Origin of the sequence: Streptomyces sp. NPDC005483 (assembly GCF_040606035.1) — a bacterium.
Lineage (GTDB): Bacteria > Actinomycetota > Actinomycetes > Streptomycetales > Streptomycetaceae > Streptomyces.
The window spans coordinates 301,181-311,090 of the sequence record NZ_JBEXEA010000003.1; the positions used below are offsets into that span (position 1 = coordinate 301,181).

7 protein-coding genes and 1 pseudogene are annotated in these 9,910 nt (G+C 68.0%); 4 read left to right on the forward strand and 4 right to left on the reverse strand.

Features of this window, described 5'->3' with window-relative positions; genetic code table 11:
- Positions 1-215 precede the first annotated feature (215 nt).
- Positions 216-851, forward strand: a complete 636-nt coding sequence (locus ABZT06_RS07470) for a hypothetical protein (RefSeq protein ID WP_355736253.1) — start codon at positions 216-218, stop codon at positions 849-851.
- Between the two features lie 351 nt (positions 852-1,202).
- Here ABZT06_RS07470 and ABZT06_RS07475 read toward each other — a convergent pair.
- Positions 1,203-2,198, reverse strand: a pseudogene (locus ABZT06_RS07475) (FAD-dependent oxidoreductase); the annotation flags it as partial.
- A 173-nt stretch (positions 2,199-2,371) separates the two neighbouring features.
- Here ABZT06_RS07475 and ABZT06_RS07480 point away from each other — a divergent pair.
- Both ABZT06_RS07480 and ABZT06_RS07485 read left to right on the forward strand, forming a co-directional pair.
- On the forward strand, positions 2,372-3,040 hold the full coding sequence (locus ABZT06_RS07480) for an SsgA family sporulation/cell division regulator (protein ID WP_355736255.1): 669 nt from the start codon (positions 2,372-2,374) through the stop codon (positions 3,038-3,040).
- 255 nt (positions 3,041-3,295) lie between these two features.
- Positions 3,296-3,733 (forward strand): OsmC family protein, encoded by a 438-nt coding sequence (locus ABZT06_RS07485; protein ID WP_355736258.1) that lies wholly within the window; start codon positions 3,296-3,298, stop codon positions 3,731-3,733.
- A 1,486-nt stretch (positions 3,734-5,219) separates the two neighbouring features.
- Here ABZT06_RS07485 and ABZT06_RS07490 read toward each other — a convergent pair.
- Positions 5,220-6,398, reverse strand: coding sequence for an acyl-CoA dehydrogenase family protein (locus tag ABZT06_RS07490; protein WP_355736260.1), 1,179 nt, complete (start codon positions 6,396-6,398; stop codon positions 5,220-5,222).
- A 129-nt stretch (positions 6,399-6,527) separates the two neighbouring features.
- On the reverse strand, positions 6,528-6,902 hold the full coding sequence (locus ABZT06_RS07495) for a ferredoxin (protein WP_355736262.1): 375 nt from the start codon (positions 6,900-6,902) through the stop codon (positions 6,528-6,530).
- 128 nt (positions 6,903-7,030) lie between these two features.
- Between ABZT06_RS07495 and ABZT06_RS07500 the strand changes: the two genes are divergently transcribed.
- Positions 7,031-7,408, forward strand: a complete 378-nt coding sequence (locus tag ABZT06_RS07500; RefSeq protein WP_355736265.1) for a DUF6479 family protein — start codon at positions 7,031-7,033, stop codon at positions 7,406-7,408.
- 118 nt (positions 7,409-7,526) lie between these two features.
- Here the strand turns inward: ABZT06_RS07500 and ABZT06_RS07505 are convergent, their stop codons facing one another.
- Positions 7,527-9,266: a glycoside hydrolase family 15 protein gene (locus ABZT06_RS07505; protein ID WP_355736267.1), complete on the reverse strand. Its 1,740-nt coding sequence runs from the start codon at positions 9,264-9,266 to the stop codon at positions 7,527-7,529.
- Positions 9,267-9,910: the final 644 nt, after the last annotated feature.

The following is a 9,910-nucleotide window of genomic DNA, read 5'->3' on the forward strand; positions in this document are numbered from 1 at the left end:
GTCTCGGACGGGCCACCCGGACTGACCGTGCTGTCGGCCCCCGTTCCCGCCTTTCGTTTGAGTGACCACTGCGGACTGCCCCGTACATGGTGGTGACGCTGTGTACGCGATCCGCCTATGATGTTCAGGGGCACCCGTCTCATCGTATGGGGCGAGCGAGCGGCACCAGAGATGTGCCTGACGAGCACGCAAAAGTATTGAGGACAAGAGGACACATGGTCTCCGTAAGCCACACGGCGCACAATATCGAGATCACCGCCGAGAGCCTTCAAGAGGATCTGGCCCGCCTGGAGATTCAGAAGCAGGCGCTGGAGCGGGAGCTCGCTGCTGTCGTCGCTCATCTCGGCTCCGTACAGCGGGCTCTCGAAGCCCTCGAAGCCCTCATGCACGGAGGTGCCCAGCCGCAGGCAGCCGACGCGACGGCCGCGGTGTCCACGAAACGGCGTCGCCCCTCAGCACCCGTGCCCCCGCAGGAGGGAGCCCCCTCCTCGGAATCTGCGGACGACGCCACCATCACACGTGGTGTCCAGAAACAGCAGCCGGCGGTGAGTCGGCGGGGTCCGCGGGACTCCGCCTCCCCGGCCGGAGCCAACGCGGTCAGCCGTACCCCCAGGCCTCACGCCAACGATGACGGTGACGATGACAAGAAGTACGGCAAACTCACCGAACAGATTTTGGAGTATTTCGAGGGGGCCGGCGACACCGACGTGCGGGCCCGGGATGTCGCGGCGGCTCTCGGCCGCGACAAGGACAGCGGGAGCATCAACGCGGTCCGCAGCACCCTGGACCGGCTGGTAGGCACTTCTCGTATCCGGCGGACGGGGCGTGGCCTCTACGCCAAACTGGCCTGAGACCGCCGGCGACCAAGCCTTGCCGCTCACCTGGTCAGCGTGACTCCGGGCACCGTCCACGGGGGGGAGGACGGCACCCGGAGCACGGCACCAGGTCGGCTCTGAGACCTCGGTGCCAACGTGCGACATCTTCACGATAACCGTGTCGAACATGATGTCGCGAACGTTGTGATCAGTATACCCACTAACACCGTGCGATGTTGTCGGGCTGGTTGGCCGACAGGCTGAGAGCATCGTCGATTTGCACTGTCGGCCTCCGTTTCGGAGGAGCAGACCGCGTCCCCCTCCCGTCGGTCACCGCACCAGGAGCCCAAACGGCTGGCTCACGGGGCGGCGGCCTCGAGCTGTCACTCCTTGTCTTACCGCGTGTGGGCGTTCGGGACGGTGTACGCTCCCGATCGTCCTACCGCCAGGTCGGGGACAGCCGCGTCGCCGCCCGCGGCCCACACGTCTGACACTGTGTCCGCCTCTGTGCCGACGCGGAGGTCGGGACGTACGAGGAGGAGACCCCGGTCGTCGAGGGGGAGGTCCGTGTGATTGTGCACGGTCGGGTTCGACGCGTTGCCGGCAGCCCACTCGATGAGTCCCGAATCGAACTCCGCGCCGTTCGACAGCACGACGTGTCTGTCCTCGGCGGAGACAAGCTGGGAGTTCAGGTGAACCGACGCGCTTCTCTCCTCCAGGGGCCGGACCACCCAGGCGCCGGGCCGGTCACTGACCTCGGGAAGAATGCGACCGCGCGCCTCGACCAGGTGAAAGGACAGCTCTTCCGCGTCGTTTTCCGGGTAGTGCTTCAGTAGCCCGCTCGCGAGGGAGAGCTACCCTCCGCCCTCCACACCGGAAAAGCCGCCACCGACGAAGGTGACGGTGAGGAGTTTGCGACGTTCGAAACCACGAGGCAGTGTTGCTGCGCGGTCGAACGGGGTCAGGTCGGTCACGGATGGCGACGGCTTCCTCGACATGCTTCAGGCCGAACGCCTGGTTGCTGAGTCCGGGTATGGGTAACGTTCGGGTGATCGCTCCCGCGGTGACGACGAGAATGTCGTACGTCAACTGGTAGTCCGCTCCGCTCGCCGGCCGAACGGTGACCGTGTGGTCACTGTTGCGGATTTCTGTCACCGCACCGGCTACCAGTCGCGTGCGGTGCAGGTGCCGCCGCAGTGACACCGCCGCGTGGCGGGCCTCGATCGAGCCGACCACGACCTCCGGCAGAAAGGGTTGGTACGTCATGTACGGACGCGGGTCCACGACAGTGCCGCGAGCTTCGCCCTGACCTAGCTGCTTTTCCAGGCCCCACGCAGTGTAGAAGCCCGCGTAACCGCCGCCGATGATCAAGATCTCACGCACGGTGTCCCCAGTTCCTCTCGGTTTCACCTGTGAAGACAAGCCGATACTGCTCGTTGTGACACGTCTTCGGCTGGCCCAGCGGCGTGCGGGCCCCTACTGCGGGCTCGGAGCTCGGTAACACGGGCGCAAGAGGCTTCGGCGTCCGACCATCCCGCCCCTCTTCCGATAGTCGGATGACTGATGTCTCAGAGCTTGACCGCACCGAGACTCGCAGTACCCCGATCGACCCGGTGCAGAGGTGCGAACTCTTCGATTCGTTCGACGCGCACTCAGCCGCGCTGGGCGGGTGTGCTGAGCACCCGTCGGTCCGGGAAGAACAGGAAGGGATGACACTGATGAGCGGGAACGCCTTCGACGCCGACGACGATCGCGGGGGTGCTGGTGCGGAAAGCCACCGCCACGAAGGTGTCCACACGGAGCGCACGGGCGTCGGATGCGAGACGGTGACCTGTCGCACGCTCGTACGACTAGTTCAAGATCAAGAATACCCGCAGGCGACAACAGATCTTCGGTATGACAGCGCCGAACCTTTCTCAGTGGGCCTGGAGTTCAATGTCGGCTCCGATAGGTCCGTCGAGTGGACATTCGGCCGCGAACTCCTGGTGTCCGGTCTGCGGCGGCTCAGTGGTTTCGGCGACGTGCAGATTTGGCCCTCCAGGATCCGAGGTGCCGAGCTTGTATTCATTTCTCTGCGCTCGAGTGACTCAACAGACCTGGTCGCCGCACCGGCGATAGTGATCAAGGCCTTCCTTGAACGCACCTTGGCGGTTGTACCTCTGGGAGAAGAGACACGCTATCTGGACATGCAAAGCGCCACCGCCCGACTCCTGAGCGAGACATGACCCGGCTCACCGCCCACACTCATCGGTACCGACGGGTGAAGACCGGCGGACGCGGGTGTCGACCGCTCCCACACGTCCCGCCTGGTTCTGTCTTTCACCGACAGGACGCGGCCGCTGCGAAGGAGATCCCCCGTTGCCGGGAATCTGTGTCACACCCGCGCGGTGAGCGTTGTCTTACTGGTAGCGCCGAGGTTCGTGCCCGTGCCAGGGGCGCGGAGGTTGCACATTGTTTGTCCTCCCCAGAGAGGTTTACTGATGTCCACGCGCACCGTTTCTGTCAGCGAGGGCAGACGCCTTGCCCGCACCGTTGTGATCGGCACCCACCTTCTGAGATCCGATGAATCGGAGCCCGTCAGTTCCGACACAGGTCCCACCCCAGGAGAGCTGCTCCTGGCGGCGCTTGGGTCTTGTACCTCAATGGCCGTACGCGCCTATGCCGACCGGCACAGCTGGCCGTTGCATCAGGTCGACATAGACCTCACGTTCGGTTCGGGCGCAGAGATCATCAAAGAGATCCATCTCTCCGGCGAACTTGAACCTTCCCAGTCGGAACGGCTACTGGCAGTGGCCAGCCGCTGCCCGGTGCACCGACTGCTGACAAACAGTGTCTCGGTGGTGACCCTCTCCACCGTGTGGCAGGGATCAACCGGTCAGCCCGGACTGGCGAGTAGACAAGCTGTGCCGGAAGAGTGATACGGCATTGGTTCTCACAGTGGCCTTTGGCCGCTCGGCACCTCACTGCTTCCGACCGCCCCTCTCACCGAACTACTGGACAGGCACCTCTCGCCCATCACGCAACTGCTCCAGGAACAACGTGGCCCCGCCCCTGTCGGCTCCAAGAAGCTCACGGGAGTCCGAACACCACCCACAGACACCGGCGAATGCGCCGCACTCCTGCTGGCGGCCGACACAGCCCTTGGCGAACGCGATCTGTCCTCGCTACGCGAGCGCCTCCGCCCACTGGCGCAGGAGGCGTACCAGCGCGCTCCGAGCTACATCGGCAATATCGTCCGCGCCAGCGAGCACGTCGCGCCTGACCTGCTGCGGGCCATCGCGTGGCGAGCGCACGGATATCAGCGACACTCAAGGCTGCGGCAGCAGAAGGCGAGCCACCGCTACACGATCGAAGAGATCCCCTCGTTTTTGCCCAAGGAATGGTTCGACCCAAACTTCGCGGAGTTAATGCATCGAATGCACGGCCCCGATACCCGCCTCGGTTATTCCTTGAGGCGGGCTTCATCTCTGCAGCTCACCCAGTTCATCACCGGAGAAACGTGGCCTTCTTGTGCACCACAGACCGGAATTCCACCCGGCTACGCCACGAAACTCCTCGCTTCCATTGAAAACGACTCAACAACAGGCCTTTGGCTGGAGTTCGAGAACCGCGTCAGAGCCGTCGCCTGTCAACTGGATTCCAGCGGAAGCCGAATCAACTATGCCCGCAGGCGGCAGAGGATGGCCGACTGGCATCTCCCCGAGCAACACTGGGATGCCATCTGCCCTGACATTCCACGCTTCCGATCCGCGCACTACGGACATAACCCACACATTGGAGAAATCCTCGTGTGGTGCAACGTCACTCAGGGAGAACGCGCCCTCAGCCCTTCGGTACGGGTGCTCCGCGAGGACAACAAATCCATGGCCGAGTACGTCGTCGGCCGGGTACGGGTATTTCACGGTCAGCTACACACACCTCGTCGACTCTTGCACCTCCGTCTCGACCGTTACGCCTCTTGCTGTCCCAGGCTTGCGACCTGCAGAGACCTTTGGACATCGACATCGACGAGATCGCCGCCACTCCAGCCACATCACTGTCTCAGGTCTCCCAGGGTCCGACGCCGCTCCTCTGAACCCGGACCCTCACCTCCCATACCAGCGCGCAACACGAAGCTCACCTCCGCCATAACCGCCCGTTCCGCCGCTGTCGGCGTCTGAACCCCTACGCGACGCATGTGGTGAAAATCTGCGACCAAAGCACGGAGCTTCCGCTCGACATAGCCGGCGCAGCACCGGAGGAGACGGCCATCCGTGCCTCAAACACTGCAGTCTCGCCCCACATCACAGCAGTTCACGGCCCAGTCAGCAGCATCACTCAGGGATCTGCACCGCCACCGCCGAACGGAGTTCAGTGCCAACTATCCCGCTTTTGTGCCAACTAAAAGGACCTCGTCACAGCAGGCTAACGCCGTACTCGCGGCATACCCAGACCGATCCACGAGATGATCTCCCGTTGGATCTCGTTGTTGCCGCCGCCGAAGGTGAAGATCACCGCCGAGCGGTAGCCGCGTTCCAGTTCGCCGTGGAGGACGTCACCCACCGAGCCCTCCTTCAGCGCGCCGGCCGCCGCGACGATCTCCATGAGCCACGCGTAGGCGTCCCGGCGGGCCTCGGAGCCGTAGACCTTGACCGCGGAGGCGTCCTGCGGGGTGAGGGTGCCGTCCTGGACGGCGTTCACCATCCGCCAGTTCAGGAGCTTGAGCGCGTCGAGCCGGGTGTGGGTCTGGGCGAGGCGCCGGCGCACCCACGGCAGGTCGATCACGCGGCGACCGTCGGCCAGTTTGGTCTCCATGGCCCAGCGCTGGACGTTCTGCAGCGCGCGGATCGCCATGGTGCCGTGGGCGGCCAGGGTGACGCGCTCGTGGTTGAGCTGGTTGGTGATCAGCCGCCAGCCCTGGTTCTCCTCGCCTACCCGGTGCGAGACGGGGACGCGGACGTTCTCGTAGTAGCTGGCCGTCGTGTCGTGCGAGGCGAGGGTGTTGATGACCGTGCACGAGTAGCCGGGGTCGGTGGTCGGCATCAGAAGCATGGTGATGCCCTTGTGCGGCGGGGCGGCCGGGTCGGTGCGCACGGCGAGCCAGACCCAGTCGGCGGTGTCGCCGTTGGTGGTCCAGATCTTGTGGCCGTTGACGACGTACTCGTCTCCGTCCCGCACGGCACGCGTCTTCAGGGAGGCCAGGTCGGTGCCCGCGCCGGGCTCGCTGTAGCCGATCGCGAAGTCGATCTCACCGGAGAGGATGCGCGGCAGGAACCAGGACTTCTGCTCCTCGGTGCCGTACCGCATGATCGTCGGCCCTACGGTGTTGAGGGCCATCAGCGGCAGCGGTACGCCGGCCTGGGCGGCCTCGTCGAAGAAGATGAACTGTTCCATCGCGGTCAGGCCGCGGCCGCCGTACTCCTTGGGCCAGCCGACGCCGAGCCAGCCGTCCGTGCCGAGACGGCGGATGGTGTCGCGGTAGAAGCGTTTCTGGGCGTCCCGGTCGGTGAAGCGCGCGTGCGCGTTGTCGGGGACCAGGTCGGCGAAGTAGGTGCGCAGTTCGGTGCGCAGCCGCTGCTGCTCGGGCGTGTGGTCGAGATGCACGGCGCCTCCAGGCTCCCCGGGACCGGTCCTGACGGCGCACACCGTAGAACGTGTTCCAGAAATTGGGAACGGTCAGGAGGGGTCGGCGTCGTGGGGGCCCTCAGACCCACAGGGGCGCGAGGGGCGGACTCAGACCAGGGTCGCCATGAAGTCCGTGCACGCCTGGGCGCACTCACGGCACGCCTTCGCGGCGTCCTCGGCGCCGATGTGCCGGTCGAGGACCTGTGCGCACTCCAGGCAGACCGACCGGCACCACTCCAGCTGGACGCGGATGCCGGCCTCGTCGAGATGGTTCTCCTCGGACAAGACCCGGCAGGTCGCGTCGCACACCTCGGCGCACATGATGCCCTTGCGTCGCAGTAGTTCCTGTTCCTCGCCGCCGTCCGGATCGACCAGGCTCGCACGCAGCGCGCAGGCCCGTGCGCACTCGGTGCACGCCTGGGCACAGGCGAAGCGGTCCTCCAGGAATCGGAAGAGCTCCTGCTGAGAAGTCGAAGTCGTCACAAGGTGCGGGTAGCCGGGGGCCGGGCCGCCAAACCCGGAGTTCCCCGGGGTTTGCGGCCTCGGGGGCGGTCGGGGCGGGTCGCCGGGGTGGGTCGATTCGCTCGGGGGTCCGGGGGTACCCGCGTGGCATGAACCAAGCCCTGAACACCGAATGGATGGACCTGGCCGCGGGCCGGGGCGGCCTCGCGGCCGGAGTGATCGCGGCTGGTGTGGTGGTCGTGGCGGTGCTGATCGGCGCCTTCTTCCTCGGCTCCCGTGTCAGGCGCCGCGAGTCGCGTCCGCCCACTCCCGAGGAACAGCCGAGGCTGCCTGAGGGCGGACCGGTCCGTGAGGTCAGGGAGCACCGGGAGCCCGACGAGGTGCCCAGGAGCGACACCCGGCTGACCCCGCACGACCTGCCCAACCACGGCAACAGCCCGACCCGGACGGGGTCGGCGCAGGAACGGCCCCGCTGGGACGAGGGCAGCAGCGGCTCGTTCGGCAGCGGCGGGCCGGGAGGCGGCTGACGCGCACGGCCGTGTCACGAGCCGTGTCGCGAGCCGTCCCGCGCGGCCTGCCGTGCGATGAACGACCGTGCGATGACCGACCGGAACAGCTCTGGAACTGCTGGAGGCGGGCGCCCGCTCACTCACCGAGCCGGGCGGCCGCCTCCAGCAGCAGTGCGTGGACGAAGGCCTGCGGGAGGTTGCCGCGCAGCTGACGCTGGGCGATGTCGAACTCCTCGGCGTACAGCCCCGAGGCCCCGCAGGCGCCCCGGTTGCGCTCGAACCAGCGGAACGCCTCGACGGTCCGGCCCTGCTGGTGTTCGGCGAGCGCCATGACGAAGCCGCACAGCAGGAAGGCACCCTCGGCGTCCTCGAGAGGGCGGTCGTCATGGCGGAAGCGGTACAGGAAGTGGTCGTCGGCCAGTTCCCGACGGCACGCGGCGAGGGTGGCCCGGGTGCGTGGATCGGCGGCGGGCAGGGCGCCGCGTACGCCGGGCAGCAGCAGGGCGGCGTCCACGGACGGGTCGTCAGGGGTGCGCTGCCAGTGACCGTCGGGGTGGAGGCACGTCCGCTCGGCGGCGTCGAGGAGGGTGTCGGCCAGGTCGGTGCAGGTGGCGGCGAGCGGATGGCGGGGCGCTGCCGCGGCCACGGCCCGTAGACCGGCGACGCAGATGAGCCTGCTGTGGGTCCAGAGCCGGTCGTTCAACTCCCAGATGCCCGCTTCGGGTTGACGCCATCGGTCGGAGATGGCCCGCACGGCGATCTCCACGGCCTTCCAGTGGCCCTCGTCCAGGCGGCCGTGGCGTTCGGCGGCCGCGAGCAGCAGCAGTGCCTCACCGAAGCAGTCGAGCTGGAACTGCTTCCAGACCTGGTTGCCGACGCGGTCGAAGCCACCGGGGTAGCCGGGCAGGTCGAGTTCGCGCTGGGCGGGGACGGGGTCGCCGTGCACGGTGTAGGCCGGAACCAGGCGGGGGCCGTCCGCGTGCAGGCGCGCGGTGACGAAGCCGACGGCGGCATCGAGGAGGTCGTGGGCGCCGACAGCGGCAGCGGCCTGTCCGGCGTAACTCTGGTCGCGGATCCACACGTACCGGTAGTCGTAGTTCCGACCCTCCTCGGCACGCTCGGGCAGGCTGGTCGTGGCCGCCGCGACCATGCCCCTGCCTTGCGTGGTGAGCCCGCGCATGACGGCGTACGCCCGGCGTGCGTCGCGGGGGGCGGCGGTGCCGTCGAGCGCGGGGACCGCCTCGTGCCAGGCGGCTTCGGTGGCGGCCCAGGCCCGATCCGGTTTCGGCAGCTCGGCGGGCAGGGGCGACACGGAGCACTCCAGGACCAGTTCGTGCCGCTCGCCGGGCTTCAGCTCGATGTCCGCGGTCAGGCCATGCTCTCCCGCGGCGGCCCGCGGGGCGCCCTGCCAGCGCATTTGGTGCCGGCCGGTGCGCACCTCCCACACTCCGTCGTCGCTACGGCGAACCGAGCCAGGGTCGATCGGTGTCGCGCCGTATCCGCTGTGCGGGTCCAGGACCACGGAGACCCGGGCGGGGCCGTCCACCGCGCGCAACTGCCGCAGCAGGACGAGCCGGTCCGGGTCGCCGGGGAAGGCCAGCGCCTCGCGGCACTCGACGATTCCGTCGTCGGTGACCCAGCGGCTGCGCCAGATGAGCGTGCCGTCCTCGTAGTAGCCGCCGAACACGTACCGGCCGGCGGGAGTGACGGCGTACGCCCCCCGCCCGCCGACGAGACCGGCGAAGACCGCCTCGTCGTGCCAGGTCGGCGCGCACAGCCACCCGATGGCACCGTCAGGCCCGATGAGCGCCCCGCGCTCACCGTCGGCCAGCAGCGCGTAGTCGTGCAGTGCGTGGGGCGGGAACGGGGTGCTCATGGCGTACGGGTACCCAGGGGGTGGGGAGGTCAACGGGGGTGCCGGGGGCCACGGCTGTCCTGCCGATGCTCTCGGGCACGCCCTCCTGGAGACCTGGCGGCGGCGCCGCGGCGGACCCTCACCCTGGCCGGTTACGAGGAGAAGGCCGGCGTGCGCGACGCGAGCGCCGCGCCTTCGCCACTGCCCCTCCGCCACCGCCATTGCCCCTCCGCCACCGCCTCCGCCCCTCCACCGCCGCCTCCGCCTTCGTCCCCCGCCTCGCCCCCGCGCGAGTCCGGGTCCTGGGCGGGCATCCGAGCAGGTGGACGGGGCGGGGCTCCAAGGGGCCGGGGGCGGGACCCTATCGGGGCGGGGCGGATCGAATCGGGACCGCATCCCGGACGGACCGGGGACCGAGGCCGGGGACGGGCCGGGGACCGAGGCCGGGGACGGACCGGGGACCGAGGCCGGGGACGGACCGGGGACCGAGGCCGGGGACGGACCGGAAGCAAGGCCGCAACAGGCCGGGAAGCGAAGCCCGGGACAGGCCGGAAGCAAGGCCGCAACAAGCCGGGAAGCGAAGCCCGGGACAGGCCGGAAGCAAGGCCGCAACAAGCCGGGAAGCGAAGCCCGGGACAGGCCGGAAGCAAGGCCGCAACAAGCCG